Here is a 24,840-nt window from a genome sequence, read left to right on the forward strand (position 1 = left end):
CATGCCCTATGAATACGAAAAAGACGGCGCTGCGATCTATCTGGAATCCTTCGCCACGATCCGCGCCGAGGCCGATCTCGGCCGGTTCGACGCGGATGAGGAACAGGTCGTGGTGCGGATGATCCATGCCGCCGGGTTGGTCGGGCTGGAACGCGACGTGGCCGTCTCGCCCGGCATGGTCGCGGCGGCGCGCGGCGCGCTCGAGGCCGGCGCGCCGATCTTCTGTGACGCCTATATGGTCAGTGAAGGCGTGACCCAGAAACGCCTGCCCGCGCAGAACGACGTGATCTGCACCCTGCGCGATCCGCGGGTGCCCGATCTCGCCGCCGAGCTTGGCACCACCCGCTCTGCCGCCGCGCTCGAGCTGTGGCGCGACCGGCTCGACGGGGCGCTGGTGGCCATCGGCAACGCGCCCACCGCGCTCTTTCACCTGCTGGAAATGCTCGAAGACCCCGAATGCCCGCGCCCTGCGGCGATCATCGGCTGTCCCGTCGGTTTCGTCGGCGCCCGCGAGAGTAAGGACGCGCTCTGGGAGGCGCTGCCGGTGCCCTCGCTCATCGTGCGCGGACGTCTGGGCGGCAGCGCCATCACCGTCGCCGCCATCAACGCCATCGCGAGCCGCGCGGAATGACCGGCACCCGCGGCACCCTCTATGGCGTGGGCCTCGGCCCCGGCGATGCCGAGTTGATGAGCGTCAAGGCCGACCGGCTCATCCGGCAGGCGCGCCATGTCGCCTATTTCCGCAAGGCCGGGAATGCCGGGCGCGCCCGCGCCACGGTGGCCCCGATGCTGGCAGGCGACGTGCAGGAATTCCCGATGGAATACCCGGTCACCACGGAAATCCCGCTCTCCGACCCGCGCTATAACGAACTCCTGTCGGCCTTCTACGAAGACTGCGCCGCCCATATCCGGACGCTGGTCGAGGCGGGCGAGGACGTGATCGTGCCCTGCGAGGGCGATCCGTTTTTCTACGGCTCTTTCATGCATCTCTTCACCCGGCTCAAGGATCTGATCCCGGTCGAGGTGGTCCCGGCGATCACCGGCATGTCTGCGGCTTGGACCGCCTCCGGCGCGCCGATCACCTGGGGCGATGATGTGCTCTCGGTGGTGATGGGCACGCTCGACCGCGAACAGATGGTCGCCGCGATGCAGGCTGCCGATGCGCTGGTGGTGATGAAGGTCGGGCGCAACCTGCCCAAGGTCCGCGCCGCGCTCGAGGCTTCGGGCAAATCCGACCGCGCCGTCGTGGTGCAATACGCCAGCCTGCCGGACCAATCGGTGACGCCGCTGTCGGAGATCGACGGCGACAGCCTGCCGTATTTCTCGATCATTCTCGTACACGGGCAGGGGAGACGGCCATGACAGGTTCTGTCAAGACAGGTTGGGTCAAGATCGTGGGGCTCGGCCCCGGCGACGAGGCGCTCGTCACCCCCGAGGTGCGCGCCGTGATCGATGAGGCCACCGATGTGGTGGGCTACATCCCCTATGTGCGCCGCATCGCGCCGCGCCCCGGTCTCACGCTGCATGAAAGCGACAACAGGGTCGAGGTCGAACGCGCCCGCCATGCGCTCGAAATGGCCTCCGAGGGCCGCCGCGTCGCGGTGGTAAGCTCGGGCGATCCCGGCGTCTTTGCCATGGCCTCGGCGGTGTTTGAGGCGGTGGAAGAGGGCGCGCCCAATTGGCGCAATCTCGACATTCGCGTGCTGCCCGGCATCACCGCCATGCTCGCCGCCGCCGCCCGCGCCGGCGCGCCCATGGGCCATGATTTCTGCGCCATCAACCTGAGCGACAATCTCAAGCCCTGGGCGCTGATCGAAAAGCGTCTGCGCCTCGCCGCCCAGGCCGATTTCGCCATGGGCTTCTACAACCCGCGCTCAAGGTCCCGGCCCGAAGGCTTTGGCCGCGCGCTCGACATCCTGCGCGAGGAATGCGAACCCGAACGGCTTATCCTCTTTGCCCGCGCGGTCAGCACGCCGGAGGAAGAGATCCGCTGCGTCACCCTCGCCGAAGCCACGCCCGAGATGGCCGATATGCGCACCGTGGTGCTGGTCGGCTCGTCGCTCACCCGGCGCATCCTGCGCGAGGGTCAGCCGCCGATCGTCTACACCCCGCGATCGGTTCCGGCCCCATCGGACCCGGAATGAGAGATCCAGTTCAGAACCTCGGCCACATCGCTGGCCTCGCGGCGCGCAGGGATCGCCGGCCGGTCGATCATGATCACCGGCAGGCCGAGGCCCCGCGCGGCGGCGATCTTGGCCTCGGCCCCGCGGCCCCCGGCGTTCTTGGACACGACGATCTCCACCCCATGTTCTTGCATGAGCGCGCGGTCCTCCGCCTCGCTGAACGGGCCACGGGCGACGATCACATGACAGTCCGGCAAGGGCAGGGGGGCCTCTGGCGGATCGACCAGCCGCAGCAGGTAACGATGCTGCGGATTGGGCGCGAACTCGGCCAGATGCATCCGCCCCACGGCGAGCATCACCACCCGGCGCGGACCGGCCAGCGCCGCCACCGCCCCCGCCATATCCGGCACCCGCTGCCATTGATCGCCATCGACGGCGCGCCACGGGGCGCGGCTCAGCGCGATGAGCGGCACGCCGATCCTCGCACAGGCCGCCACCGCATTGCGGCTCATCTGCGCGGCAAAGGGATGGGTCGCGTCGACCACATGGGTGATGGCCTCGCGGCGCAGGAAGTCGCACAGCCCCTCGACCCCGCCAAACCCGCCCGTGCGCATCGGCACCGGCTGATCGAGCGGCCGCGCCACGCGCCCGGCAAGCGAGAAGATAGCCGGGATCTCGGCCTTGGCCACCGCTTGGGCCAGCGCCTTGGCCTCGGTGGTGCCGCCCAGGATCAGAAGGTTGATGCGCATGTCTGAAACCCCTTGGCTCACGGTTATCGGCTTGGGCGAGAACGGCCCCGACGGGCTCTGCCCCGCAGCTCTGGCGGCGCTTGCCTCGGCGGAAGTGGTCATCGGACCGCCGCGTCACCTCGCGCTTTTGCCCGATCTGCAGGCCGAGCCTATCGCATGGCCGGTGCCCTTCGCGCAAGGGATCGAACGGCTGAAATCCCTGCGCGGCCGTCAGGTCGTGGCGCTGGCCTCGGGCGATCCGTTCTGGTTCGGCGCGGGCGCCGTCATCGCGCGGCATTTCACCCCGGGCGAATGGCGCGCCATCCCCGGGCCGTCGGTGTTCTCATTGGTCGCGGCCCATCTCGGCTGGCCGCTGGAACAGACGCTCTGCCTCGGCCTCCATGCCCAGCCGATGACCCGGCTGCGCCCCTATCTCGCCCCGGGAGAGCGCGCCATCGTGCTGCTGCGCGACGGCAGCGCGGTGGCAAGCCTCGCGGATTACCTCGCCGACATGGGCTTTGGCGCATCGCGGCTCTGGGTCTGCGAAGCCATGGGCGGCCCGCGCCAACAGATCACCGAAGGTTTGGCCGAAGACATCGGCGGCAGTTTCTCGCACCCGGTCTGCGTCGCCATCGCCATGGAAGGCCCGGCGCAGGCGGCGCTGCCCAAAACCTCCGGTCTCGCCGACGATCTTTTTGAAAGCGACGGGGTGATGACCAAACGCCCGGCGCGGGCGCTCACCCTCTCGGCGCTGGCCCCGCGCGCGGGCGAGCATCTTCTGGATATCGGCGGCGGCTCGGGCAGCATTTCGGTCGAATGGGCGCTCGCCCATCCCCGCTGCCGCGCCACCACCATCGAGGGCCGCGCCGACCGGATCGGCCTCATCGCCGCCAATGCCCGCGCCTTCGGGGTCGAAAACCGGATCGAGATCATCGAGGGCCAGCTCCCCGAGGCGCTCTGCGATCTCGACCCGCCCGATGTGATCTTTGTCGGCGGCGGGCTGAGCGCCGAACTGCTGCAAACGCTGCTGGCCGAATTTGTCCCCGGCACCCGGCTGGTGATCAACGCGGTCACCCTCGAGGCCGAGATGCTGCTGGCCGCATGGCAGGCCGAACAGGGCGGCGAATTGCTGCGGGTCGAGCTCGCCCAAGCGCTGCCACTCGGCAGCCGTCGCGGCTGGAAATCCGCCTATCCGCTGGTGCAATGGAGCGGCACGCTATGATCACCGCCGGTTTCGGATTTCGCGCAGGCACCTCGGCCCAGAGCCTGCAAGACGCGCTCGACGCGGCGCTGGCCTCGGCAGGCCAGGACCGCATGGCGCTTGGCGCCATCGCCACCGCCGCCGACAAGGCCGAAACCCCGGGCTTTCAGACCTTGGCCCAAACGCTCGGCCTTGCGCCCCTGGGCATTGACCCGGCCGTGCTTGGCGCGCAGACAACCGACACCCATTCCCCGGCCTCGCAGGCCGCGCGCGGCACCGGCTCGGTGGCCGAGGCGGCGGCGCTGGCCTTGGCCGGACCACAGGCGCGGCTCCTTCAGCCCCGCGTCATCAGCACAGACAAAAGGGCCACATGCGCCCTCGCGACAGGAGATTGACATGACCGTTCACTTCATCGGCGCAGGCCCCGGCGCGCCCGATCTGCTCACCCTGCGCGGCCGCGACATCATCGCCGCCTCGCCGGTCTGCCTCTATGCAGGCTCGCTCGTCCCCGAGGCGGTGCTCGACCACTGTCCGGAGGGGGCCAAGATCATCAACACCGCGCCGATGGATCTCGACGCGATCATTGCCGAATGCGAAGCCGCCCATCGCGCCGGTCAGGACGTGGCAAGGCTCCACTCCGGCGATCTCTCGGTCTGGTCCGCCATGGGCGAACAGATCCGCCGCCTCGAGGCCGCAGGCATCCCCTATACCGTGACCCCGGGCGTGCCCTCCTTCGCCGCCGCCGCCGCGACGCTCGGCACGGAACTCACCCTGCCGGGCGTGGCGCAATCCGTGGTGCTGACCCGCACACCGGGCCGGGCGAGCTCGATGCCCGATGGCGAAACGCTGGCCAATTTCGGCCGCACCGGGGCGACGCTGGCGCTGCACCTGTCGATCGGCAATCTCGAACGCTCGGTGGACGAGCTCATCCCGCATTACGGCGCCGATTGCCCGGTCGCGGTGGTCTACCGCGCGAGCTGGCCGGACGAGAAGATCATCCGCGCCACCCTTGGCACCGTGGCGGAAAACATCGACGCCTCGATTTCGCGCACCGCGTTGATCCTCGTCGGCCGCGCGCTGGCCCAAGAAGGCTTTGCCGAGAGCCGGCTCTACGCCGCCGATTACGACCGCCGCTACCGCCCGCAAACCGCCGACAGCCCGTGGAGCGAATGGCAGCATGGCGATGACTGAGATGCCCCCCGGCCTGCTGATCTCGGCCCCGTCCTCCGGCACTGGCAAGACCACGGTCATGCTCGGCCTTCTGCGCGCGCTGCGCGATGCGGGCCAAGTGGTGCAGCCCTATAAATCCGGCCCCGATTACATAGACCCGGCCTTCCACCTCGCCGCCAGCGGTCGGGCGAGCTTCAACCTCGACAGCTGGGCCATGGACGAAAGCCTCTTGGCGGCCATCGCCCAAGAGGCGCAAGGCGCCGATATCTGCGTCGCCGAAGGCTCGATGGGGCTCTATGACGGGGTGGCGACACGTGGTCAGTCGGGCTTTGGCTCGAGCGCGGAAACCGCGCGGCGCATGGGCTGGCCCGTGGTGCTCGTCCTCGATGTGAGCGGTCAGGCGCAATCCGCCGCCGCCACCGCCCTCGGCTTTCGCAATTTCATGCCCGATCTGCCCTTTGCCGGTGTCATCCTCAACCGCGTCGCAAGCCCCCGTCACGAACGGCTCGCCCGTCTCGGGATGGAACGCGCCGGCCTGCCGGTGCTCGGCGTCTTGCCCCGGCGTGGCGATCTGACCCTGCCGGAGCGTCATCTGGGCCTCATTCAGGCGGTGGAACATCCCGATCTCGAGGCGGCCATCGCGGGCTATGCCGACTTCCTGCGCGCCCATGTCGATCTCGATCTCATCCGCGCAGCGGCCCAAGGCTCTGGCCTGCCCACGGGCGCGGCGCATCTGCCGAAACCGCCGGCGCAGCGCATCGCGCTCGCCCGTGACGCGGCCTTTTCCTTCACCTATCCCCATATCCTCGAAGGCTGGCGGCGGGCCGGGGCAGAAATCCTGCCTTTCTCGCCCCTCGCGGACGAGGCCCCCGATGCCAGCGCCGATCTGGTCTGGCTGCCCGGCGGCTATCCCGAGCTGCACGCAGGCCGGATCGCCGCCGCCGGGACCTTTCTGACCGGGCTGCGCCAACACGCCGAAACCCGCCCCGTCCATGGCGAATGCGGGGGCTATATGGCGCTCGGCGCCGGGCTCGTCGACAAGGAAGGCACCCGCCACCAGATGGCCGGGCTTCTCGGGCTCGAGACCTCCTATGAAAAGCGGAAATTCCACCTCGGCTATCGCCGCGCCGTGCTCGACACGCCGATGCCGGGCTTTGACGCGGGACAGGCGCTGCGCGGCCATGAGTTCCACTATTCCATGATCCTCGATCAGCCCGACGCGCCCTTGGCCCAGGTCTTTGACGCAGATGGCAACCCGGTGCCCGAAACCGGTTCGCGGCGTGGCCATGTCACCGGCACCTTCTTCCACCTCATCACCGCGGAGGCCTCATGAGCGGTTTTGTCAGTTTCGTGGGCAGCGGCCCCGGCGACCCCGAGCTTTTGACCCTCAAGGCGGTGGACCGTCTCAAACGCGCCGATGCGGTGCTGTTCGACGATCTTTCCGCCGGGCCGATTCTCGATCATGCCAATCCCGATGCCGATCTCATCGGTGTCGGCAAGCGGGCAGGGCGGCTCTCGCCGCGTCAGGACCATGTGAGCCGCCTGCTGGTGGATTATGCGAGCGAGGGCGGCCGTATCGTGCGGCTCAAATCCGGGGACAGCGGCCTCTTTGGACGGCTCGAGGAAGAGCTCGTCGCGCTGCGCGCCGCCGGGATCGACTATGAGATCATCCCCGGCGTGCCCTCGGCCATCGCGGCGGCGGCGGCGGCGGGCATCCCGCTCACCCGGCGGCTGACGGCGCGGCGGGTGCAGTTCGTCACCGGCCATGACGCGGGCGGCAAACTGCCCGACGATCTCAACATCACCGCGCTGGCCGATCCTTCGGCCTGTACCGTGGTATTCATGGGCAAGCGGACCTTTCCCTTGCTGGCCGAGACGCTCACCGCCGCCGGTCTGCCCGGCACGACGCCCGCCATTCTCGCCGAGGCGGTGGGCACGCCCGAGCAACAGGTCACCCGCAGCACCGTGGCCGATCTCGCCGCACAGCTTGGCGCAGAGATCGGCGACCGTCCGGCGCTCATCCTTTATGGGCCTTTGGCCGAGATGTAGCGAAAACATCCGCAAAGCGACCTCGATCTGCCGCATTTATCCTTGTGCGGTCGCGGGGCGCTGCTAATCTCCTTCCATTCGATGGCGTCACGCAAGTGGCTGAAAAAGGGAACCGGGTGAAACCCCCGGACTGCCCCCGCAACTGTAAGCGGCGAGCGTTTAGGAAAACCACTGGCCCGAGCTGGGCTGGGAAGGCCGACAACGCGACGACCCGTAAGTCAGGAAACCTGCCATTGATCATCTGCCGCGAGAGCGGTTCACAACGCTGCCGGTGGGGCAGCTAGACAGGAAGGAAGATCCTATGCATATCGAACCCGGTGTCGTTGACGGTGCCAAGATGGCCTTTGCCTACACCACTGCGGCCGGTGCCGCGGGCTATACCGCGAAACTGGCGTGGCAGGACCTCAAGCAGAGCGAGCCCGCCTCCTTCGCGATCCGCAGCCTGCTCGCCGCGCTCGGCACCTTCGTCTTCTTCGAAGTGCTGCCGCATTTCCCGGTCGGCGTCTCCGAAGTCCACTTCATCCTCGGCACGACCCTGTTCCTGCTGCTCGGCGCGGCCCCCGCGGCGATCGGTCTGGCGCTCGGCCTGCTCATCCAGGGCATGTTCTTCGCCCCGACCGACATGCCGATGTATTTCGTCAACGTGACCACGCTTCTGGTGCCGCTGCTGGCAATCTCGGCGCTGGCCAAACGGCTCCTGCCGCAAGACCGCGCCTATGTCGATCTCGACTATACCCATGTGCTCAAGCTCTCGGGGATCTATCAGGGCGGTGTCGTCGCCTGGGTCGCCTTCTGGGCCTTCTACGGACAGGGCGTCAGCGCCGAAACCTTCGCCGCTGTCGGCACATTCGGTGCGGCCTATATGCTCGTCGTTCTGGTCGAGCCGCTGGCCGATCTCGCGGTGCTCGCCGTGGCGAAAACCCTGCGCAACGGCGCGACGGCGGGGCTTTTCGCGCGCCGTCTCTATGCAGCCGCATAACCGACGCGATACCGACACGCGATAATTTGGCATCGCGGCCCGGCCTCTGCTAAGAGGGCCGGGCCGTTTCGCATCAGGAGACCTCAATATGATCCGTGACTTGTGGCTGGTCGGTATCGGCACCGGCTCTCCCGCCCATATCTCGCTCGAAGGGCAGGCGGCGCTGCGCGACGCGGCCACCATCCTGATCCCGCGCAAAGGCCCGGCCAAGGACGATCTGGCCGAACTGCGCCACCGTATTCTCGACGCCGCCGGGGCGACCGCCCGCGTCCTGCATTTCGACATGCCCACCCGCGACGACAGCCTGCCCTATCAGGACCGCGTCATCGCCTGGCATGACGAGATCGCCCGCCGCTGGCAATCGGCCCTCGCGGAGGGCGCATCCGACGGCCCTGTGGCGCTTCTGGTCTGGGGCGATCCGGGGCTTTACGACAGCACCCTGCGCATCGCCCAGCGGCTCGACCCGAAACCCGCCATTCGCGTCGTGCCCGGCATCACCGCGCTGCAGGCGCTGACCGCGGCCCATGCCATCCCTTTCAACACCGTGAACGGGGCGGTGACCGTGACCACCGGCCGACGGCTCCGCGATCACGGCCTGCCGAGTGAGAGCGACACCGCCATCGTCATGCTCGACGGCGAATGCAGCTTTCAGCAGATCGAGCCCGACGGGCTCAACATCTGGTGGGGCGCCTATCTCGGCATGCCGGAACAGATCCTGCTGAGCGGCCCGCTGCAAGAGATCGGCCCGCGCATCATCGAGACAAGGGCCGAGGCCCGCGCCCGCCATGGCTGGCTCATGGATGTCTATATGCTGCGCCGGGGTCCGGCGCTCTGACCGGGCAAGCCTCACGGAAAATCCAAGAGAGATGGCGGCTTAGACCGCGTTCTTGACTCACGCGCGGGCCATGGAACCGCGCCAATCCCCGCCCAGGGTCCGGCGCGGGGCGTGACGCTTTTCGTTGACTTCTGCACAATTGTAAAATTATCTATGATGAATTTTACAAACCCGGAAGGCACCGCATGCCCAACCACCACGAAGGTCAGCTGCTCACCGCGCCGTTCAACATGGACACGCTCGAGATGTCGCGCGTCGATCCCGGACTCGGCGAAGAGATCCGCAACCTGCGCAAGGCGCGCCGCCTGACCCTCGGGGCTCTGGCCGAGGCGACGGGCCTTTCCACCGGCTTCATCAGCCAGATCGAGCGCGCCCAAAACCGCCCCTCGGTCACCGCGCTCTTTCGGATCAGCCGGGCGCTCGGCGTCTCGGTGAGCTGGTTCTTTCCCGGTCCTGAGGTCCCAGATTCCGGGGCCCCAGATCCCGATTCCCCCGATCAAAACACCGCTGACCGCAGCATCATCGTGCGCCGGGCTGAGCGCCGCGCCATCGCCTATGATGACGGCATCCGGGACGAGCTTTTGACCCCCGGTCTGGGCGGCAAGCTCGAATTGCTCTCCTGCCGTTTCGCCCCCGGCAGCGGCGTCGACACGGTCTATGCCCATGAGGGCGAAGAGGCGGGACTGGTGCTCTCCGGCGTGCTCGAGCTCTGGGTCGGCGAGGCCCATCACCGGCTCGAGGCGGGCGACAGCTTTGCCTTCGACAGCGCAACGCCGCATCGCTACCGCAACCCGTCCGAGACCGAAACCATCGTCATCTGGGCGCTCACCCCGCCCAGCTTCTGATCGCCCGATCGAGACCAGCCACAGGACCGCCTCATGAGCCAGGACCATTTCCCCCAGCTTTTCGCCCCCATCACCCTCGGCAAGCTCACCCTGCGCAACCGCATCGTGTCCACCGGGCATGAAACCCACCTCAACCAAGAGGGCCAGATCGGCGAGAAACTCATCGCCTATCACGAGGCCCGCGCCCGCGGCGGCGCCGGGCTCATCGTGACCGAAGTGGCGCTTGTCCATCCGAGCGCGGTCTTCGTGGCCGATCCGATCCGCGTCGACAGCGATGCCTGCATTCCGGGCTATCGCCGGTTGGCCGACCGTATTCACGCCCATGGCACCGGGCTGATCGCCCAACTCTTTCACCCGGGGCGCGAAATGATCGCCTCCGAGGATGGCACCGCGCCCGTGTCCTACAGCGCCTCTGCCACGCCCAATGAACGGTTTCACGTCATGCCACGCCCGATGCCGCCCGAGATGATCGCCGAGGTCATCAGCGCCTATGGCGACGCGGCCCGCCGGATGGAAGAGGCCGGGCTTGACGGGGTCGAAGTGGTGGCTTCGCATGGCTATCTGCCCGCGCAATTCCTCAACCCGGAGGTCAATCAGCGCGACGACGACTATGGCGGCTCGCTGGAAAACCGCACGCGATTCTTGCGCGAGATTGCCGCCGATATTCGGGCCAAGACCGGCGCGGGCTTTGTCGTCGGCATGCGCCTTTCGGGCGACGAGCGCAGCCATGAGGGGCTCGAACAATCCGACACGCTCGACGCTTGGGCGCATATCGCAGACCATGCCACGCTCGATTATCTAAGCGTCGTGGCGGGATCTTCCGCCACCTTGGCGGGCTCGGTCCATATCGCGCCGCCGATGTATGAAGAGGCGGGCTATACCGCGCCCTTGGGGCAGGCGATCAAAACCCGCACCGGCCTCACCACCATCGTCACCGGCCGCATCAATCAGCCGCAAGAGGCCGAGCGTATCATCGCCTCGGGGCAGGCCGATATGTGCGGCATGACCCGCGCCATGATCTGCGACCCGGAGATCGGCAACAAGGCCGGGGAGGGGCGGCTCGACGATATCCGCGCCTGTATCGGCTGCAATCAGGCCTGTATCGGGCATTTCCACGCGGGCTATCCGATCTCTTGCATCCAGAACCCGGTGAGCGGCCGGGAGACCACCCTTGGCGCGCCGCAGCCCGCCACCAGCCCGCGCCGCGTGATGGTCATTGGCGGCGGCCCCGGCGGGCTCAAGGCCGCCGCTGCGGCGGCGGAACGCGGCCATGACGTGACGCTCTTTGAACGCGAGAGCCAGCTTGGCGGTCAGGCGCGGCTCGCGCAGCTTTTGCCGCATCGCGCCGAATTTGGCGGCATCATCACCAACCTGACCCGCGAATGCGAACTGGCCGGGGTCGAGTTCCGCAAAGGCGTCACCGTGGACGAGACGGTCATTTCCGAATTCGCCCCCGAGGCGGTGATCGTGGCGACCGGGGCCACCCCGCGCTGGCCGCGATTCGAGGGCGATGATCTCGATCACGTGGTCGATGCCTGGCAGGTGCTGCAGGGCAAGGCTCAGGTCGGGGCCTCGGTCGTCGTGGCCGACTGGCGCGCCGATTGGGTCGGCATGGGGCTCGCCGAACATCTGGCCCAAGCAGGCCACCGGGTCCGCCTTGCGGTCAACGGCTATATGCCCGGGCAGACGATCCAGATGTATGTGCGCGACGCAGGCATTGGCCGTCTTCATAGCCTCGGCGTCGAGGTGCTGCCCTATATGCGGCTCTTCGGGGCGGATGAGGACAGCGTCTATCTCCAGCATATCATGAGCCAGGAGGCGGTGATCTGCGAAGAGGTGGACACGCTGGTGCTCTGTCAGGGGCACCGACCGGATACCGACGTAGAACAGACGCTTCGCCGCATGGGCATTTCGCATGAATTGGCCGGCGATTGCATCGCGCCACGCACCGCCGAAGAGGCCGTGCTCGAGGGGCTCCGCGCTGGCAGGGCTGTCTGACGCGCTTTGAAAACCTTGCGATCCGTGGCGCTTTTGGGCCGCCACGGGTCACCCCGTGAGGGGGCAAATCAACGCGGTAAACACAGCTGCGCGCAACCTGAGCTTTGTCAGGTAAGGCTCTGATTTTCAGGTCTGATTTTCTGTGAAAACACCGCGGTGAAGTGGCAGCCCGTAGGGGAGTGCCATGTTGAAAAATTATTAAATAAAAACAACTAGTTGCGAGTTTTGTTGGCACTTTTGGAGGTTGTGTTGGCACTTTTCTGTTTTTGTTCTGTTCCAATGAGAACGGATTTTCTGTTGGCAGTGGACACATAGTCCTCTGCTTCTTTAAGGCTCTTGTGCCCACCCCATGACATGATTGCAGATGCGGATCCGCCTGCTTCAGCAATTGCTGTAAGCCTAGATTTTCGCAGGCCATGAGCGGAAAGTCCCGTAAGCTTCGCTTCTGCTGCCCCTGCGCTGATGATATTTGAGAGACCCTTACGAGAGCGAGCTCTGCCATTGCTGGTTTCAAGAAAGGTAAAGGTTGTTGAAGTTATGCACGCCTTCAAAAGAGTTCTATCCGTTTCAAAATGCTTCGCCCAACCTGGTAGGGCGCAATTCCAAGGCACGTAGGCCTTGCCTCCTGTCTTTGCCTGAGTGAAGGTCAGAACCCCGTCCGCGCCGATCATGGATGGTGTGAGGGTGACAGCATCAATTGTGCGTGCTGCCGTCCAGAAAAGAAGCTCAAAGCATAGACGCTGTACTGATCCTATTTCCCACTTCGCTCGAAAGGCATTGACGTCTGCAGTAGACCATGGGCGGTGGCCATCAGTCTTAGGGAGCTTGCCCCTCTTGATACCATCTGAGGCAACGTGGTCGGCAAAGTTGTGATCGTAGGCATACTGGCACAACAGTCGCCAGATTTTTAGCCGATCGTTTGCAGCATGAGGTGATAACTGCGATAGATCCGATCTAATATGATGCGGTTTGATCTCAGAGAAGGGGGCCGATCCATAGCACTCTTTGAGCGCATCAGAATGACGACCAAGGGTGCCGCGATAGGCTTCAGAATAAGCTCTATAGTTCGCACTGGCTTTGAATAGTTCAATGATATGGCCAAGGCTATCTTTTGCAGCTCGTGATGGTGTCTTCTTTGTTCCCATCGCTGCAGAGTAACGTGACAGGAATTCGGGGGAGTCTATTGGTCCCTTTCCCAAGGGAACCTTCGACTGCCCCCTTTTTCTAAGGTAGTAGTATGTCGTACCTGCCGAGTTGGTTGTGCTCGTCAAATACTTCAAGGTCACCGTGCTACCCCGAATAACTGATCTACGTTGCATGGGGGCTCCTCCTTGCCTTCATAGGGCAAGGAGTCGGCATACGCGTCAAGATCGGTCCTGTCCCAGACCATGTTCCCACCAAAGGTTTTGCGCGGGATATCTAGGGAGCGCAGCTTGCTTTCGCTGATCCCTAGGAATTTGGCGGCGGCACGAGCGGCCATTAAACGGGGAGTGAAATCATGCGTCATGAGGATCTCCGTTTTACTTTCTTGTGTCACAGTCTCACGCGGCGCGGGCCGCATATTGGTGCGAGGCGTAGTCGCCCCATTGGCGAGCCATGGCGGCGGCGAGGCCGGGGAAGAACTTCGAGCGTAGTTTCCATCGGTTGGCGCCAGGGCTGGCTTTGTGAACGCTGTCACGCGCAGTCGCCCCATCCAGAGTGCCGGTGGGGATCAATGGCGGAAGATCGCGCAGCCAGAAGCAGGTGCGCTTGCGTTCGTTGTCAGGCCCCTCTGGGTCAGTGCCGAACTGCCACGGCTGAACAGTCTGTGCCGGCGCCTGGTAATTGAGGATCCGTTTCTTGGCGTGGTGGTGCATCACGGGGTTCTCGACGGCGATGCAGGGAATATGCGCGACATTCCAGACGGCAGAGAAGAGTGCGGCACCTTCCTCGAGCTCAGTCCACATGTCCGCATGGCTGCGCCCGGCCGGCGGACGTGACAACCAGCGCACGCCGCTGTTGCAAAGTCGGGTGCAGGGGGGATGCATCACGGCCATCAGATCCCAGTCGGCCTTCATCACCTCTCGAATATCGCCTTGAATATGGCGGTTGCTCGGACGGTCAGCTGGCAGCAGATCGCAGGACCAAGCGTCATGCCCGCGGGCAAGGAAGGCATCGCGCACGATGCCGCTTGTTTCGCATCCGATCAGCACCTTGGCCATCACTCGCCCATCCGCGTCATGCGATCGAGCGCGCGCATCATGCTGCGTTCAAATTCGGTGGCGGCGGGGGTGTTGGGCGCCTCCTCGGTGCGGGGGCCCATAAAGAATGCGTAGACGGTGACACCCACTGCCATGAAGAGCGAGATGCAAATGAGAAGGAAGAATAGAAAAGGGGCCATGGGACTATGCACCCAGTCCGAATGGCCGATAAGGGCGTGCAGCGGACTCTGCAATTGCGGGCTGTGCGCTTGGTGCTGGATCTTGGCGGGCCGATGAAAGCCAATGGGCCCAAAATGAGGAGGGCAACTCCAATTGAGTCGCAAGCCAAGAGTTATACGCTCCCCTGCCGAGGAAAGAGGGAAACTCTAGCAGGGGAGCGCAGCCGTGAGCGGTGATGTTCGGGCAGGTAGCGCGAATATCCTTGTTGGCAAGTTTGGCCGCCAATGAAGAACCAGTGATTTCGAAAAAGCTCCCCCGAACTGAATGTGAACAGCTCGGAGGAGAGTAACCTCTGACTGCAAGAGCGCTGGCATCAGAGGTATGGTCGTAGGGAACCGTGTGCATACTGATAGCCATTCTCGAGGGGAGGCAAGCTCTAGGGCTGCAGTTTTGGGGCTTTGGGGTTTTCAACATCAAGAGCATCACTCGCAGCGCCTTGTCTTCTGATCGTAGTGGCATCCGCCAGGGCGGCCGCAGCTAAGGGTGTCGGCGTGCCAGAAGCTGCAGGGTTGGCTAGCGATCTTGCCGGTCCAGCAATCGAACTCTGTTCGCAAGATCTGGAACTTCTGCTTGGCTGCACTGTCACTATCCAACTGCCGGCGGCTTTCGATCTTGCAGTAAGTCCTGACGAACTGCGCCGCCGCGCTTTCATTGAACTGCCGCCCTTGGCAGTCGCAAGCTTCTGCCGCGAACCGCTGGAACCGCGCGTCATTACACAGGATGCCGGCCTGCTGCGAGGTTAAGAGGGAGTGAAAGGGCTGGCGAGAGCTCATGCCGCGTTGCCACCAAGGCCCCGCACACGGGCTGCTGCTGCCCTTATAGCGGGCTGGGCGCGCTCAATGGCGCGGGTCAGTTCACTGCGCTCGGGGTCGGGCTTGGTCTCTACCGGCATCATCTGGGGGATGTTCTCGGCTCGGAATACACCGCCGCGCGCTTTGACCAGAGTTGCGTAAGCGTCGAGGCGAAGTTGAGCGTCCCCGGCATAATCGGATGGGTTGCTAACAATGGTCTTGGCAGCTGTTATGTCAGCGGTGTCGAAAGTGTGCGGTTTGGACATGATTGCCTCCTAATGTAGGGGCAAAGGTAATTCATATTTTCTGGAGTAGCAATTGTAATATTCATAAAATATGGATGATGGGTTGGTGCCGCTTAGTTTCTTGATTGCTGGCGATTGGTCGTTTGGCGTGGGGATTGGGAGAATTTGATGTGGCGAGGGCATTGGAAATAGGGGGTTAACCTACGGTATGTGCTTTTCGGGGTGCTTGGGGGGCAGCGTCAAATGTGAGTTGCCGTGCGAATTATTCCCCCTTAACCCGCGGGGGCCGATGGCGCACGCGACCCAATCGGTGCTCTCAATGTGCCCGGGGGCGTCCTGGGTGGGTGCGGATTTGAGGCTTGGTCCGATTGGGCGGGTTCAAATGTTCCTCAGTCTTCGCGGGTAATGGTGACAGTGTTGGTCGGCGTGTTTGGAGACGCGGTGGAGTGATTTTAGGGCGCGATCAGTTTTACGCTGCAGGATTGAAACATTGACACAATCGCGGGTTGTTCCTTAAATGTTCCGGAACAGGAATGGGTCAATTATGAACAAATTCATTGCTCAATCAGCTGCCCGCCTTTCACGGTTGGGAGTGAATATCAATTGGATTTTTGATCCGTTGCAGGCGTTTCGTTCATGTCTGAAAGGATCGCGAAGATAGCGCTTTGTACGTCTGCGGGAAGTTGTGAGAATTCGCCGGCCAGGAGGAAGTTGAAGTCGACGCGGTGGGCTCTGTAGAGCCACCGCATAACCTTTGTCTGGGGGTAGTTACGTGCGCGTTCGGCGTTGTTGAGTGCGGTGTTGGATGCGCCCGCTTCAGCGGCCGCGTCTGCTTGTGAAAGCCCTGTCATTAGGCGGGCAGCGCGCAGCCGAATGGCGCAGGCTTCAACGCTGTCATCGTGGCGACGGGCCAATTTCTCTTTTGTCAACAAATCCATATGTTTGGTGTACCTTACTTACAGAAAATGTGAATTTCTTAATTCTGAAATCTAGACATTCCAGATTTTCTGGAATAATGGTCGGGAATGACCACTGTTTCGACCATATGTGATACGTTGGGCCGGCGCGCGATTGCCGATCGCGTCGGGGTTGGTCTCACGACTGTCAGCAACGCCGCCACGTCCAACTGCTTCCCTGCGAAATGGTACATCCTCATCAAGGCGATGTGTGATGAAGAAGGCATCGAGTGCCCCATGTATCTCTTCAGCTTTGTCGCATCGTCGCCCGTTAATAGGCAGCAATGTGAGGCCGTCCCTTCCTCGGAGGATGCCGCATGAAGTCCGCATCAGTTTCTTTTCTTACGTTTCCGACACGCTCATCTAGTGCAGAGCTTTACCCATCTTCGCAGGCATGCGCTCAAAGGTCTCATGACAATGTTTTTGACTTGTCAGTGCGTCAGAGGAGAGCTCGTTTGGCCTTTGATCCGTATCGGATGAGGATCGAGTTCGCAGAAATTTGGGCCGACTACCTGCGCAAGCATTACGGCCGGGCCGAAACGGTTGCTTACATGTTTGGCGTAACCTTTCAGACGGCTTGCAACTGGCTTTCGGGCGTGTCTCGCCCGACGGGTGACAAGGTGATGCTTGAATTCGCGAGCCATCCTGATCGGCTCTTGGAGCATGCTCTCAAACACATGGATCGCGCAGCATGAAGCCGCGTCTGCTTTCTTATCCCCGCCGCCATTCAGTCCCATCCCAGCGGCGGGATCTGGCGTCTGCGTTTTGGCCCTCTGCCTGTGGGCCTTCTGCCGCGCGACGCCAGCCTTGTGCCCCGGATGCTTGTGTCTGCTCGCGCCGGGGCACCTTTCTCTCCCTGTTGGCTGGACCCTATCGGGCGGTTGGGTCCTGTCGACTGGTGCGCCGAGGCCCGTCCTCGATGAGGTCGGGGTACTCCTCCCTGTCCTCGGCGCACCTTTTTTATCTGCGAGGGGTGGTCGCATGAGCAAGCAAAGCCCCACCTTCGAGCTGGTCACTGACGATGAGATCGACCCGCGCAGCTGCCGCGCGCTGTGGTGCGCTGTTTTGCAAGAGTTATTTCGCCTCGCGGTAGCGCCAAGAGCTTCCGATCATGCCACTGAAACAGCAGCAGCCCGCCGCTGGTTCGGCAGCAAGGACTTCTTCATGGTCTGCTCTCTGGCCGGCGTTGATGGCACCTGGGTGCTGTGGGGCGTCCGGCGTCACCTCGAAGAGCAGGGGGTGGCGTGATGGGACGGCGGATCTACCGGGAACTTGCTACCCGTGTCGCGGAGGAGGTGAAGCCATGAAGGCCAGCTCTCTCCAGGTCGTGGACGCAGATGACATCGAGATCTATCCGATCTCTTCAACCGAACGTTTGGACTCGCATTACTTTGTGCCTTGGAACCTGAAGCGATGGCGGGGCAGCGAGTTCCGCCGCTTTGGCTATGCAGATCCCGAAGTCGGTTGGTTCGGCATGGAGCTGTTCTTTCTGGCCCAAGATGAAACTCCTATCGGCACGCTGCCTTGTGATGATGAGGCGTTGGCCTTTCTGCTGCGTATCCCGCCCACGCGGTGGCGCGAGCTGAACAGCCGGGACGTCTCGCCGTTGCACGGTTGGCATCGGGTGCATTGCGACAATGGGCAGGTGCGCTTGGCGCATCCGGTGGTCACCGAGGTGGCGCGAGAGGCCTTGGGGTCCAGAAAGCGCAATGGCGCCAGGAATGCCGACGAGCGGATGCGCAAACGCCTGGGCACGATCATCGGACATCTGAAAGCTCTGCCGGGGGCCGCGCGCATCGCGGAGATGGAAGAACGGGTGAACGCGATCAGCGATTGGATCGAGGCCCAATATCCGGGCGGGAGCGCCACGCTGAAGCGTGTCAGGGAGGCTTTGAATGACCTGTCCTCGCGGCAGTGATTTCTTCCCAAAATCTTCCGCCGGAAGAAACCGGAACTTCCTGAAGCGGTTTTTGGAAGTTTTTATTTTTTCCGAAAACCGAGCCGCTGAAAGGACACGAGAAGAAATCAAAAGAAAAAGAAACTACCGGGCGCGCCAATTTCGACCGGATGAGCCTGTGGATAAGTCGGATTGCTGAGAAGAGGGGGAAGAGCTTTGGAAGGTCAGGAACTGAAGGACGGCAAGGCGCGGGTCAGGCTCCATCTGATCGAGCCTTTGGTGAGCGGAGGCATGATGCGCAAGCGCGGTCAGAAGGTCGAGGAGCATGAGCGCTTCCTGTCGAGCCTCGAGGCGCGGCTGGCCTATATGGCGACAGACCGGTTGCAGGCCTTGGCCGAGGTGGTCGAGCGCTATGCCGGTGGGCCGCAGAAGAACATCTGGCCTGCCGAGGTGTCGATCATGAACTGGGCGCGGCGTCTGCAGGAGGCCCCGGCCAGCGAGAGCCGCCTGGTGCGCTCCTATCTGCAGTCCGGTGCGGGCGAGGCTGCGAAGTCCGGCGGCTATCTGGTTGAGCTCTTCAGCTATCTCAAGCGCTTCGGCATGCCGCCGAATGACTTCGCCATGAAGGAGATCCGGGACCGCTCGGAAGCGAACCAGCGCAAGCGGTCGCAGATCCAGCGGGAGCGCGAGGCGGGGCGGGCGAGCCCGAGCGATCTGGACTGGTTGCAGCGCTACATGGAGGCGCGGCGACGCTGCCTCGACATCATCAAGGCCAAAGAGCAGAGGACAGCAGCATGAGCGTGATTGAAGATATCTGGGCGCGGATGGAAGAGCAGGCGGAGCGGCAGGCGGCGGAGGTGGCGCGGCTCGATGCGGTGCGGGCGAAGGGCTATGTCCCGTCCGAGGTGGGGCCCGAGATCCCGGAGGCGCCGGCGCGGGGCCCGGTGCGGATGGTGGAGATGATGGCCTCCTATCCGAAGGGCGACGATGGCTTTGAGGTGAAGCCTTCCGGGTTCATGGGGCGCAAGACGCTGCAGCGGGCGGACAGCTTTGACGTGATGGCGGCGAAGGCGGCGCGTCACAAGAAGCCCGCGCCGTTCAGCCCGTCGCAGGTGGCGATGGGGCGCTTCTATCGCGACCTGGTCGAGAAGCATGCGAGTGCGGGGATGAAGTGCTCGTCTATGGAAAGCCTGTCGCAACGCGGCTCGGGCAGTGATGGCGGCGGGTATATGGATGCGGTGCTGCGGGACAGCGCGCGAATCGCGGCGCTGCACAATCGGATAGGCGATGGCTCGGCGCTGGTTGTGCGGCGCATTCGGCCTTCGGCCCGTGGCTCACGGGTCAGCATCACGGATCGGCGTCTGATCGACATCATCTGTCTGGAAGAGGGCACGATGAGTGATGTTCTGCGCGCCCATGGTTGGTCCGTGAAGTCCGATCATATCAAGGCGCTGACGCAGGCGTTGCGCGAGGCGCTCGATCGCATGATGGGGCCGGTATCGCGCACGAACTTCTCGGCTGTGCATTTTAGATAGGACGAGATTCCGGCAGCATCGAAATAAAAATATTTGACGGAAGGTTCATCAGCGGCCTATCTCTTGCTCAACATCTACAAAGGCGCCCTCGGGAAACCGAAGGGCGTCTTTCTCTTTCCCCTACGCAAAATCACAGGTGTGCGATGGCGATCCGCAAGGTCTGCTGCCGACCGGGCTGCGATGATCTATCCATCGATGGTGGCGCGCATTGTCATCGGCATGAGCAGGAGCGGTTAGACAAACAGGCTGCTCGACGTGCGCGGGCAAAGCTCGGTCGCGAGGCTCAGGCAGGCATCGAGCTGTATGCCACCCGTGCTTGGAAAGATGGCCGGCGTGCCTTCCTCGCTCGGCAAGTCACTTGCTGCGATTGTGGAGAGCTGGGCCTCGTGGTTGAGGCCACCGAGGTTGACCATATCGAGCCGCATCGCGGTGACCGGGCGAAATTCTTCGATCGAACCAATTGGCAGGCGCTCTGCAAGCCCTGCCATTCCAGAAAGACGGCCCGCGAGGTCTGGCACGGGGGGGCTATCCGAAAATCATAGCCTTTTGCCTCGGACCGGCGTGGGGACCAGTCTTTTCGCACCGGTCGAATTGGAGAAAAAAGCCCATAGTTTTAAGGGCATGAAAGGACTTGATGAGCGATGAAAGGCGCGAAACCCACACCGGCGGGCAATGTAATCCCGATGAAAGGCGACGGTGCGCGCCCTACGCTGGAAGCCCCGGGCATGTTGACCGAGCTTGGGCGCGAGGTTTGGGAAGAGCTCGCACCGGCGCTCGCTCGTATGTCGCGGCTTGAACCGCACTATCGCTATCAGTTTGCGAGCTACTGTGAGGCGGTGGCGAATTTCATTCGGGCCACCAATGACATCGAGCTCGAAGGGGCGTGGTACGAGGTGAAGACCCGCAATGGGCTTCAGAAGAAAAAGACTGCCGCCTGGGGAGCGCAGCAGGAAGCGATGAACCAGATGCGGCGCGACTCGGCGCTGTTCGGCCTCACCCCGGTTGATGAATCGCGTGTGGGGTCGGACGGCCAAGGCGATCTCTTTGATAAGTTGATGCGCCAGCTCAAGGGCAAGTCTGCTGATGGATCCGATTGATCACCCTGTCAGCCAGTATGCTGTCGAGGTTGTCGAGGGGAATGTGGTCGCAGGCGAGATGGTGCGGTTGGCTTGCGAGCGCCATCTGCTCGATCTCGAGACGGCCGGCGAACGCGGGTTCTATTTCGACTGTGAGGCAGCATCGACGATCTGCAATTTCGCGGGGATGCTGCACCACACGCAAGGCCCGTTGGCTGGCCAGCCGATGACCTTACAGCCGTGGCAGGTGTTTCGGCATGGTTCGGTTTTCGGCTGGAAACAAAGCGAGTCGGGGCTTCGCCGCTTTCGCGACACCTATCACCAGGTGGGGAAGAAAAACGGCAAGACCACCGACACCGCAGTGCCGATGCTCTTTACTCAGCTCTTCGACGGGGAAGCGGCACCCGAAGGCTATTGCGCCGCCACGACACGGGATCAGGCGGGGCTTCTGTTCAAAGGGCTAAAGCGGATTATCAAACGCTCGCCGTTTTTGCCGCATTTTATGGAGGCTCATCGGCACATCATCGAGACGGGCAAGACGGATGGCTCGATCCTCTGCCTGTCGCGGGATGGCAATTCCTCGGACGGGATCAACCCGAGCTTTTTGGCCCGTGATGAGATGCACCGTTGGACCGATCGGGAGCTGGCCGAGACCATCGTGGAATCGATGATCGCGCGATCGCAGCCCATCGATTGGGTGATCACGACGGCTGGACAAAACCGAAAGAGCCTTTGCGGCGAGCTGCGCGACTATGCTGAAAGCGTGCTGCGCGGCAAGGTCGAGGATGACGCTTTCTTCGCCTATGTGGCTGAGCCACCTGCTGATGCAGATCCTCTCGATCCGGAAGCCTGGGCGATGGGCAATCCGAACCTTGGGGTGAGCAAGCCGCTCGCGCAGGTGCGGAAGGCTGCGGAAAAAGCCTCGATCATTGCGGGGCAGATGCCGAACTTCAAACGGTTCCACATGAACCTTTGGACGGAGGGTGCTGAGGCATGGATCGAACAGGCGGCTTGGGATCGGGGCTTGGCCGTGGCGCCTTTCAAGCCAAGCGATCTATTTGGCCGCAAGGCTTGGGTCGGGCTCGATTTGTCGAACAAGGTCGACACGACTGCTATCGCCATGGCGGTGCCGATCGAAGAGAAGATTTATGTCTGGGTATGGACCTTCCTGCCCTCGGGCGAGGCTGGCTTTATCAAGCGGGCGCAGACCGAGAAGCGCGAATACGTTGCTTGGCGCGATCAGGGGTGGCTCGAGGTCCATCATGGCGGGGTGATTGACGAGGGACAGATCGTCAATCGGCTCGCTTGGATCCGGGAAAAGTTCGATCTTCAGGAGGTGGCCTTCGATCCCTGGGGGATGAAAGACCTCGCGAACACGCTCGACGGGATGCGGTTTCCGATGGTCGAACACCGTCAGGGCTTTGCCAGCATGTCGGGGCCCATGAAACGGGTCGAGGAGCGGGTGGCGCAAAACAGATTGCGACATGCCGGCAACCCGGTGCTGGCCTGGCAGGTGGGCAATGTCCATCGGGATGAGGATGCGGCTGAGAACATCAAGCCGAACAAGAAGAAGAGCCAAGGCCGCATCGATGCGGCGGTGGCAATGATCATGGCTGTCGGACGCGCGACGGCAAACGAAACCAAGAAGAAGCGGTCGGAGGTTGGATCGATATGAGCTTGCTGGATCGCATCATAGGCCGTGGGGGCGCGAAGAGCGCCGCGCGGGTCGAGCCGCCTGTCGTGGCGGCCGCGTCTGGGGAAAGCGGGACCATGTCACCAGATCCATGGCTGGGCCAGTGGATCGGCGGATCGCAAAGCCGGGTCAAAACCTTGCCGCGCGTCACCCCTGAACTCGCGCAGCGTCACGCGACAGTCTTCGCCTGTGCCAATATCATCGCAGGTGACCTGTCGAAGCTGCCGATGCATGTCATGCAGAAAGACAAGACAACGGGCCGTTTGGTGCGCGTGACCGAGCATGCGCTGGACTATCTGCTCAATGTGGAAAGCACATTTGGCGTACCGGCTATCGGGACACGGTTCTGCCTGGTTTACTCCTTTGCGCTGCGCGGCAATGCCCATGCTTATGCGCCGCGGGATGGGGCGGGCCAGCCGCTCTTCTTCGAGTATATCCACAACGATCGGTGCCATATTCTCCGGGATGGCCGGGCGCGGTTCTATGATTTCGAGGACGGGGCAGGGGTATCTCGCCGAGTGCCGGCGAGATCGATGGTGCATCTGCGTTATCTGGCAACCGATGGCTGGACCGGGCGCAGCCCTCTCAGCGTGGCAGCCGAGTCGGTTGGGCTCGCGCTGGCTGGGCAGGAGGCGGCAGCGCGGACAGCCTCGGGCACTCAGTTGCGCGGCTATGTGAAGTTGGAAGACAATTTCGAGAATGAGGAAGCTGCGACACGCGGCATAAAGCGCATTCGGGCCATGATGCGGGATCCGGACGCTGAAGGATGGCCGGTAATCGGTCCTAATGATGATATCGAAACGCTGGATATTTCCGCCGCTGATCAAGAGCTGCTCGCCAGTCGGAAATTTGACCGCGAGCAATTGGCGGCCATGTATCGAATGCCACCGTCCAAGCTTCAGATGCTTGAGTATGGCGTGAAGGCAAATGGCCAGCAGCAGGCCATCGACTACAAGACAGACTGCCTCACCCACTGGGGCAAGCCGGTCGAGGATTACATGGAGATCGGACTGCTGACGCGGGCCGAACGCGAGCGGGGTATTCACCTGGTGCATGATTACGATGCCCTCATGGAGGCGACCATGAAGGAGCGCTATGAGGCCACCGCCAAAGCCGTGGGCGGGCCGTGGCTCACGGTCAATGAAAACCGCATCGCCGAGGGGCGCGAGCCGATCGACGGCGGCGATGTTCTCTATCCACCGTCGAACATGACGCGCGACGATACGGCCAAACCCAAAGAGGGGGACGACGAATGACCCATAATTTGAACGCGGCACCATTCATGGCGTCGAGCATCGGCGCGCATCTGGGCGGCCAGATCATGGCGCTTGATTTTGAGCGCGGCCATCTTCTGTTGTCTGAGGTGTGGCCGGATCGCTCGACTGATCCGGCGGCAGGCCCCGTGATGGCCGGTGGCCCGGTGGAAATCCGGCGTGGCGAGCGCTTTGCTGTCTCGCGCCGTGTTGCTGTGATGCCCATTCGGGGCATTCTCACACCGGATTCGGAGGTGCTCGAGCGGTATTTCGGCTGGGCTACCTATCAAGGCATAGAGGCCGCTTGCGCCGAGATCGCAGCAAATGAGGATGTTTCTGCCGCTGTTCTCGACGTCAACAGTCCCGGCGGCATGGTGATGGGGCTCGAAGGCGCGGCGCAAGCCGTGGCCGCGCTGGCTGCGATCAAGCCGGTGCATGTTCTGGTCAATCCGATGGCGGCTTCGGCGGCCTATTTCATTGCCTCGCAAGCCAGCGACATCACGATGATCCCGGGCAGCGAACTTGGCAGCATTGGTACCATGCGCAGCTCGGTATGGCCGGTGAAGCCCGACAATTGGGGCGATCAATGGGGCGTGCATCTTTCCTCGCATGCTCGCGCCAAGAACCCGAACCCGACCAGTGAAACGGGCCTTGCCGAAATTCAGCGCAGCCTCGATGAGGCAGAGGCGGCCTTTCTCGATGCGGTAGCGACGGGGCGCGGCCTCGATCGTGCGGGGCTCCCCAAGCATCTTTCGGTGACCGATGATGAAGCCGATGGCGGAGCAATGTATCGCACCGACCAGGCGCTGGCGCGCAATCTGGCCGACGGCGCCGAGACGCGTGCGGCCTTCTATGAGCGAGTGCTGTCCGCCTATGCGGGTCAACCCGGCGCGACTGGCGCGCGGGCTCTGAGCGCGTCGGCGCGGGCCCGGCTGGCGCTCGCAATCTCCAACACCTGAATTTCACGCGGGGCAACCCGAGTGCGACCAGCCCGGCCGGCCATGCTGGCGGGGTGTTTACCCGTGGGCCGCGTGAAGCGGCCACCA

Annotated in this window: 31 protein-coding genes and 1 riboswitch; of the genes, 24 read left to right on the forward strand and 7 right to left on the reverse strand. The window is 63.3% G+C overall.

Features of this window, described 5'->3' with window-relative positions; translation table 11 throughout:
- Position 1: 1 nt before the first annotated feature.
- The 3 genes from ISM_RS12465 to cobJ are packed head-to-tail and all read left to right on the forward strand — an operon-like array spanning position 2 to position 2,144.
- Entirely contained in the window at positions 2 to 631 is a 630-nt protein-coding gene (locus tag ISM_RS12465) for a precorrin-8X methylmutase (RefSeq protein ID WP_009814533.1), read from the forward strand.
- Positions 628 to 1,362, forward strand: coding sequence for a precorrin-2 C(20)-methyltransferase (cobI, locus tag ISM_RS12470; protein WP_009814534.1), 735 nt, complete (start codon positions 628 to 630; stop codon positions 1,360 to 1,362). Before ISM_RS12465 ends, cobI begins: the two co-directional genes overlap by 4 nt.
- Positions 1,359 to 2,144 carry a precorrin-3B C(17)-methyltransferase gene (cobJ, locus tag ISM_RS12475; RefSeq protein ID WP_009814535.1) on the forward strand — a complete coding sequence of 262 codons (786 nt, stop codon included), beginning with the start codon at positions 1,359 to 1,361 and terminating at the stop codon, positions 2,142 to 2,144. Before cobI ends, cobJ begins: the two co-directional genes overlap by 4 nt.
- On the opposite strand, the gene ISM_RS12480 is transcribed toward cobJ, so the two are convergent.
- Positions 2,102 to 2,872: a cobalt-precorrin-6A reductase gene (locus ISM_RS12480; RefSeq protein ID WP_009814536.1), complete on the reverse strand. Its 771-nt coding sequence runs from the start codon at positions 2,870 to 2,872 to the stop codon at positions 2,102 to 2,104. The two genes, cobJ and ISM_RS12480, sit on opposite strands and share 43 nt — an antisense overlap.
- Between ISM_RS12480 and ISM_RS12485 the strand changes: the two genes are divergently transcribed.
- From ISM_RS12485 to ISM_RS12525, 9 genes are all read left to right on the forward strand, one after another.
- Complete coding sequence (locus tag ISM_RS12485; protein ID WP_009814537.1) at positions 2,871 to 4,073, forward strand: bifunctional cobalt-precorrin-7 (C(5))-methyltransferase/cobalt-precorrin-6B (C(15))-methyltransferase; 1,203 nt, start codon at positions 2,871 to 2,873, stop codon at positions 4,071 to 4,073. The two genes, ISM_RS12480 and ISM_RS12485, sit on opposite strands and share 2 nt — an antisense overlap.
- Positions 4,070 to 4,447 (forward strand): cobalamin biosynthesis protein, encoded by a 378-nt coding sequence (locus ISM_RS12490; RefSeq protein ID WP_009814538.1) that lies wholly within the window; start codon positions 4,070 to 4,072, stop codon positions 4,445 to 4,447. Before ISM_RS12485 ends, ISM_RS12490 begins: the two co-directional genes overlap by 4 nt.
- A gap of 1 nt (position 4,448) precedes the next feature.
- The gene (gene cobM, locus ISM_RS12495; RefSeq protein WP_009814539.1) at positions 4,449 to 5,243 is read left to right on the forward strand and encodes a precorrin-4 C(11)-methyltransferase; all 795 of its coding nucleotides are present in this window, start codon (positions 4,449 to 4,451) and stop codon (positions 5,241 to 5,243) included.
- Positions 5,236 to 6,555 carry a cobyrinic acid a,c-diamide synthase CobB gene (locus tag ISM_RS12500; protein ID WP_009814540.1) on the forward strand — a complete coding sequence of 440 codons (1,320 nt, stop codon included), beginning with the start codon at positions 5,236 to 5,238 and terminating at the stop codon, positions 6,553 to 6,555. The genes cobM and ISM_RS12500 overlap by 8 nt, the downstream gene beginning before the upstream one ends.
- A complete protein-coding gene (gene cobA, locus ISM_RS12505; RefSeq protein WP_009814541.1) occupies positions 6,552 to 7,271 on the forward strand; it encodes a uroporphyrinogen-III C-methyltransferase in 720 nt (239 codons plus the stop codon). The genes ISM_RS12500 and cobA overlap by 4 nt, the downstream gene beginning before the upstream one ends.
- A 65-nt stretch (positions 7,272 to 7,336) precedes the next feature.
- A riboswitch (cobalamin riboswitch) is annotated at positions 7,337 to 7,520 on the forward strand.
- A gap of 52 nt (positions 7,521 to 7,572) precedes the next feature.
- Positions 7,573 to 8,250 (forward strand): energy-coupling factor ABC transporter permease, encoded by a 678-nt coding sequence (locus ISM_RS12510; protein WP_009814542.1) that lies wholly within the window; start codon positions 7,573 to 7,575, stop codon positions 8,248 to 8,250.
- A gap of 88 nt (positions 8,251 to 8,338) precedes the next feature.
- The gene (cobF, locus tag ISM_RS12515) at positions 8,339 to 9,085 is read left to right on the forward strand and encodes a precorrin-6A synthase (deacetylating) (protein ID WP_009814543.1); all 747 of its coding nucleotides are present in this window, start codon (positions 8,339 to 8,341) and stop codon (positions 9,083 to 9,085) included.
- Between the two features lie 185 nt (positions 9,086 to 9,270).
- A complete protein-coding gene (locus tag ISM_RS12520) occupies positions 9,271 to 9,930 on the forward strand; it encodes a helix-turn-helix domain-containing protein (RefSeq protein WP_009814544.1) in 660 nt (219 codons plus the stop codon).
- Positions 9,931 to 9,963: 33 nt separating this feature from the next.
- Positions 9,964 to 11,928, forward strand: coding sequence for an oxidoreductase (locus tag ISM_RS12525; RefSeq protein ID WP_009814545.1), 1,965 nt, complete (start codon positions 9,964 to 9,966; stop codon positions 11,926 to 11,928).
- 212 nt (positions 11,929 to 12,140) lie between these two features.
- Here ISM_RS12525 and ISM_RS18005 read toward each other — a convergent pair whose 3' ends face one another.
- From ISM_RS18005 to ISM_RS12545, 4 genes are read right to left on the reverse strand one after another with little or no spacing between them, the layout of a single operon-like run.
- Positions 12,141 to 13,247: a tyrosine-type recombinase/integrase gene (locus tag ISM_RS18005; RefSeq protein ID WP_083780926.1), complete on the reverse strand. Its 1,107-nt coding sequence runs from the start codon at positions 13,245 to 13,247 to the stop codon at positions 12,141 to 12,143.
- Positions 13,211 to 13,435, reverse strand: coding sequence for a MerR family transcriptional regulator (locus ISM_RS18425; RefSeq protein ID WP_040618527.1), 225 nt, complete (start codon positions 13,433 to 13,435; stop codon positions 13,211 to 13,213). The genes ISM_RS18005 and ISM_RS18425 overlap by 37 nt, the downstream gene beginning before the upstream one ends.
- Before the next feature lie 34 nt (positions 13,436 to 13,469).
- Entirely contained in the window at positions 13,470 to 14,129 is a 660-nt protein-coding gene (locus tag ISM_RS12540; protein ID WP_040618065.1) for a hypothetical protein, read from the reverse strand.
- Positions 14,129 to 14,308: a hypothetical protein gene (locus tag ISM_RS12545; protein WP_009814549.1), complete on the reverse strand. Its 180-nt coding sequence runs from the start codon at positions 14,306 to 14,308 to the stop codon at positions 14,129 to 14,131. The genes ISM_RS12540 and ISM_RS12545 overlap by 1 nt, the downstream gene beginning before the upstream one ends.
- 531 nt (positions 14,309 to 14,839) lie before the next feature.
- On the opposite strand from ISM_RS12545, the gene ISM_RS18285 reads away from it, so the two are divergent.
- Positions 14,840 to 15,091, forward strand: a complete 252-nt coding sequence (locus ISM_RS18285) for a hypothetical protein (RefSeq protein WP_156783383.1) — start codon at positions 14,840 to 14,842, stop codon at positions 15,089 to 15,091.
- 26 nt (positions 15,092 to 15,117) lie between these two features.
- On the opposite strand, the gene ISM_RS12555 is transcribed toward ISM_RS18285, so the two are convergent.
- Positions 15,118 to 15,405 (reverse strand): hypothetical protein, encoded by a 288-nt coding sequence (locus tag ISM_RS12555; RefSeq protein WP_009814551.1) that lies wholly within the window; start codon positions 15,403 to 15,405, stop codon positions 15,118 to 15,120.
- A gap of 578 nt (positions 15,406 to 15,983) precedes the next feature.
- Entirely contained in the window at positions 15,984 to 16,322 is a 339-nt protein-coding gene (locus tag ISM_RS12560) for a helix-turn-helix domain-containing protein (RefSeq protein WP_009814552.1), read from the reverse strand.
- Between the two features lie 87 nt (positions 16,323 to 16,409).
- Here ISM_RS12560 and ISM_RS18480 point away from each other — a divergent pair, with 87 nt between their 5' ends.
- The 11 genes from ISM_RS18480 to ISM_RS12615 all read left to right on the forward strand — a co-directional run bounded on the left by ISM_RS18480 (position 16,410) and on the right by ISM_RS12615 (position 24,753).
- Positions 16,410 to 16,661, forward strand: coding sequence for a helix-turn-helix domain-containing protein (locus tag ISM_RS18480; RefSeq protein WP_009814553.1), 252 nt, complete (start codon positions 16,410 to 16,412; stop codon positions 16,659 to 16,661).
- A gap of 134 nt (positions 16,662 to 16,795) precedes the next feature.
- Entirely contained in the window at positions 16,796 to 17,035 is a 240-nt protein-coding gene (locus ISM_RS12570; RefSeq protein ID WP_156783384.1) for a hypothetical protein, read from the forward strand.
- 286 nt (positions 17,036 to 17,321) lie between these two features.
- Complete coding sequence (locus tag ISM_RS12575) at positions 17,322 to 17,588, forward strand: hypothetical protein (protein ID WP_009814555.1); 267 nt, start codon at positions 17,322 to 17,324, stop codon at positions 17,586 to 17,588.
- A gap of 55 nt (positions 17,589 to 17,643) precedes the next feature.
- A complete protein-coding gene (locus tag ISM_RS12580; RefSeq protein ID WP_009814556.1) occupies positions 17,644 to 18,258 on the forward strand; it encodes a hypothetical protein in 615 nt (204 codons plus the stop codon).
- 171 nt (positions 18,259 to 18,429) lie between these two features.
- Positions 18,430 to 19,035 (forward strand): hypothetical protein, encoded by a 606-nt coding sequence (locus tag ISM_RS12585; protein WP_156783385.1) that lies wholly within the window; start codon positions 18,430 to 18,432, stop codon positions 19,033 to 19,035.
- The gene (locus ISM_RS12590) at positions 19,032 to 19,772 is read left to right on the forward strand and encodes a hypothetical protein (RefSeq protein WP_009814558.1); all 741 of its coding nucleotides are present in this window, start codon (positions 19,032 to 19,034) and stop codon (positions 19,770 to 19,772) included. Before ISM_RS12585 ends, ISM_RS12590 begins: the two co-directional genes overlap by 4 nt.
- Before the next feature lie 143 nt (positions 19,773 to 19,915).
- Positions 19,916 to 20,314, forward strand: coding sequence for an HNH endonuclease (locus tag ISM_RS18010; protein WP_009814559.1), 399 nt, complete (start codon positions 19,916 to 19,918; stop codon positions 20,312 to 20,314).
- 99 nt (positions 20,315 to 20,413) lie between these two features.
- Positions 20,414 to 20,869, forward strand: a complete 456-nt coding sequence (locus tag ISM_RS12600; protein WP_009814560.1) for a phage terminase small subunit P27 family — start codon at positions 20,414 to 20,416, stop codon at positions 20,867 to 20,869.
- A complete protein-coding gene (locus ISM_RS12605; RefSeq protein ID WP_009814561.1) occupies positions 20,856 to 22,523 on the forward strand; it encodes a terminase large subunit in 1,668 nt (555 codons plus the stop codon). The genes ISM_RS12600 and ISM_RS12605 overlap by 14 nt, the downstream gene beginning before the upstream one ends.
- Complete coding sequence (locus ISM_RS12610; RefSeq protein WP_009814562.1) at positions 22,520 to 23,797, forward strand: phage portal protein; 1,278 nt, start codon at positions 22,520 to 22,522, stop codon at positions 23,795 to 23,797. Before ISM_RS12605 ends, ISM_RS12610 begins: the two co-directional genes overlap by 4 nt.
- Complete coding sequence (locus tag ISM_RS12615) at positions 23,794 to 24,753, forward strand: S49 family peptidase (RefSeq protein WP_156783386.1); 960 nt, start codon at positions 23,794 to 23,796, stop codon at positions 24,751 to 24,753. The genes ISM_RS12610 and ISM_RS12615 overlap by 4 nt, the downstream gene beginning before the upstream one ends.
- Positions 24,754 to 24,840: the final 87 nt, after the last annotated feature.

The organism is Roseovarius nubinhibens ISM (genome assembly GCF_000152625.1).
Classification (GTDB): Bacteria; Pseudomonadota; Alphaproteobacteria; order Rhodobacterales; family Rhodobacteraceae; genus Roseovarius; species Roseovarius nubinhibens.

What these genes read in the sequence shown, in the direction of transcription:
- ISM_RS12465 (WP_009814533.1), top strand. Translation starts at nt 2, where the DNA reads ATGCCCTATGAATACGAAAAAGACGGCGCTGCGATCTATCTGGAATCC.
- cobI (WP_009814534.1), top strand. Translation starts at nt 628, where the DNA reads ATGACCGGCACCCGCGGCACCCTCTATGGCGTGGGCCTCGGCCCCGGC.
- cobJ (WP_009814535.1), top strand. Translation starts at nt 1,359, where the DNA reads ATGACAGGTTCTGTCAAGACAGGTTGGGTCAAGATCGTGGGGCTCGGC.
- ISM_RS12485 (WP_009814537.1), top strand. Translation starts at nt 2,871, where the DNA reads ATGTCTGAAACCCCTTGGCTCACGGTTATCGGCTTGGGCGAGAACGGC.
- ISM_RS12480 (WP_009814536.1), bottom strand. Translation starts at nt 2,872, where the DNA reads ATGCGCATCAACCTTCTGATCCTGGGCGGCACCACCGAGGCCAAGGCG.
- ISM_RS12490 (WP_009814538.1), top strand. Translation starts at nt 4,070, where the DNA reads ATGATCACCGCCGGTTTCGGATTTCGCGCAGGCACCTCGGCCCAGAGC.
- cobM (WP_009814539.1), top strand. Translation starts at nt 4,449, where the DNA reads ATGACCGTTCACTTCATCGGCGCAGGCCCCGGCGCGCCCGATCTGCTC.
- ISM_RS12500 (WP_009814540.1), top strand. Translation starts at nt 5,236, where the DNA reads ATGACTGAGATGCCCCCCGGCCTGCTGATCTCGGCCCCGTCCTCCGGC.
- cobA (WP_009814541.1), top strand. Translation starts at nt 6,552, where the DNA reads ATGAGCGGTTTTGTCAGTTTCGTGGGCAGCGGCCCCGGCGACCCCGAG.
- ISM_RS12510 (WP_009814542.1), top strand. Translation starts at nt 7,573, where the DNA reads ATGCATATCGAACCCGGTGTCGTTGACGGTGCCAAGATGGCCTTTGCC.
- cobF (WP_009814543.1), top strand. Translation starts at nt 8,339, where the DNA reads ATGATCCGTGACTTGTGGCTGGTCGGTATCGGCACCGGCTCTCCCGCC.
- ISM_RS12520 (WP_009814544.1), top strand. Translation starts at nt 9,271, where the DNA reads ATGCCCAACCACCACGAAGGTCAGCTGCTCACCGCGCCGTTCAACATG.
- ISM_RS12525 (WP_009814545.1), top strand. Translation starts at nt 9,964, where the DNA reads ATGAGCCAGGACCATTTCCCCCAGCTTTTCGCCCCCATCACCCTCGGC.
- ISM_RS18005 (WP_083780926.1), bottom strand. Translation starts at nt 13,247, where the DNA reads ATGCAACGTAGATCAGTTATTCGGGGTAGCACGGTGACCTTGAAGTAT.
- ISM_RS18425 (WP_040618527.1), bottom strand. Translation starts at nt 13,435, where the DNA reads ATGACGCATGATTTCACTCCCCGTTTAATGGCCGCTCGTGCCGCCGCC.
- ISM_RS12540 (WP_040618065.1), bottom strand. Translation starts at nt 14,129, where the DNA reads ATGGCCAAGGTGCTGATCGGATGCGAAACAAGCGGCATCGTGCGCGAT.
- ISM_RS12545 (WP_009814549.1), bottom strand. Translation starts at nt 14,308, where the DNA reads ATGGCCCCTTTTCTATTCTTCCTTCTCATTTGCATCTCGCTCTTCATG.
- ISM_RS12555 (WP_009814551.1), bottom strand. Translation starts at nt 15,405, where the DNA reads ATGTCCAAACCGCACACTTTCGACACCGCTGACATAACAGCTGCCAAG.
- ISM_RS12560 (WP_009814552.1), bottom strand. Translation starts at nt 16,322, where the DNA reads ATGGATTTGTTGACAAAAGAGAAATTGGCCCGTCGCCACGATGACAGC.
- ISM_RS18480 (WP_009814553.1), top strand. Translation starts at nt 16,410, where the DNA reads ATGACCACTGTTTCGACCATATGTGATACGTTGGGCCGGCGCGCGATT.
- ISM_RS12575 (WP_009814555.1), top strand. Translation starts at nt 17,322, where the DNA reads ATGAGCAAGCAAAGCCCCACCTTCGAGCTGGTCACTGACGATGAGATC.
- ISM_RS12580 (WP_009814556.1), top strand. Translation starts at nt 17,644, where the DNA reads ATGAAGGCCAGCTCTCTCCAGGTCGTGGACGCAGATGACATCGAGATC.
- ISM_RS12590 (WP_009814558.1), top strand. Translation starts at nt 19,032, where the DNA reads ATGAGCGTGATTGAAGATATCTGGGCGCGGATGGAAGAGCAGGCGGAG.
- ISM_RS18010 (WP_009814559.1), top strand. Translation starts at nt 19,916, where the DNA reads ATGGCGATCCGCAAGGTCTGCTGCCGACCGGGCTGCGATGATCTATCC.
- ISM_RS12600 (WP_009814560.1), top strand. Translation starts at nt 20,414, where the DNA reads ATGAAAGGCGCGAAACCCACACCGGCGGGCAATGTAATCCCGATGAAA.
- ISM_RS12605 (WP_009814561.1), top strand. Translation starts at nt 20,856, where the DNA reads ATGGATCCGATTGATCACCCTGTCAGCCAGTATGCTGTCGAGGTTGTC.
- ISM_RS12610 (WP_009814562.1), top strand. Translation starts at nt 22,520, where the DNA reads ATGAGCTTGCTGGATCGCATCATAGGCCGTGGGGGCGCGAAGAGCGCC.
- ISM_RS12615 (WP_156783386.1), top strand. Translation starts at nt 23,794, where the DNA reads ATGACCCATAATTTGAACGCGGCACCATTCATGGCGTCGAGCATCGGC.